Source organism: Aminobacter sp. P4_D5 (assembly GCF_056401815.1).
Map to the genome: position 1 here is coordinate 1 of NZ_JBFUIP010000961.1, position 618 is coordinate 618.

2 protein-coding genes are annotated in these 618 nt (G+C 70.0%); both read right to left on the reverse strand.

Annotation, left to right across the window (positions count from 1 at the left end; genetic code table 11):
* A partial coding sequence (locus AC1DWF_RS36070; protein WP_476843251.1) for an ATP-binding cassette domain-containing protein occupies positions 1–407 on the reverse strand: 407 nt, incomplete at its 3' end.
* A 2-nt stretch (positions 408–409) separates the two neighbouring features.
* On the reverse strand, positions 410–618 hold a 209-nt coding region (locus tag AC1DWF_RS36075; RefSeq protein WP_476843252.1), incomplete at its 5' end, for a hypothetical protein.

A 618-nucleotide genomic window follows, 5' to 3' on the forward strand; every position in this document is an offset into this window, starting at 1 on the left:
ACCATGCGCAGCAGCGCCGGGACATCGGGTGCCGCCAGCCCCGCGCACGGCGCTGACTCGGCAACGAGGCGGTGGAGCAGCCGCACATTCTCCTCGATGCGCAGCCAGGGCATCAGGTTGGGCTGCTGGAACACCACGCCGATGCGTCCCTGCCGCCGCAACTCCGCCGCCGGCGTTCCGGCGATGGTGATGCGCCCGGCGGTCGGCGCCAGCAGGTCTCCCACCGCGCGCAGCAKCGTGGATTTGCCGCAGCCGGAGGGGCCGACCAGCGAGACGAAGGCGCCCTCCGGCACGGCGAAGCGGATGTCGCTCAGCGCCTGCACCGGCTCCGCGCCGCCATAGGTGACCTGCACATCCTCGACGGCGATGAAGGGTGCGGCGCTCTCGCTCCCCGGCGGTCCGGCCATTCTCACCCGGCCGGCCCCGCCTGCACCAGCGCCGCCAGGGTGCGCGCCTCCTCGATCCGCTCTACGAATTCATTGGTGTAAAGCTCGCGTGCCGTTGGCCGGCGTTGCAGGTCGCCGCCTTCCATCAGATAGCCGATGGAGCTTTCCCATTTGGACTCGTCGAACAGGCCGAAGCGCTGGGCGAAATCCGGGCTGCGATAGAGGTCGTAGA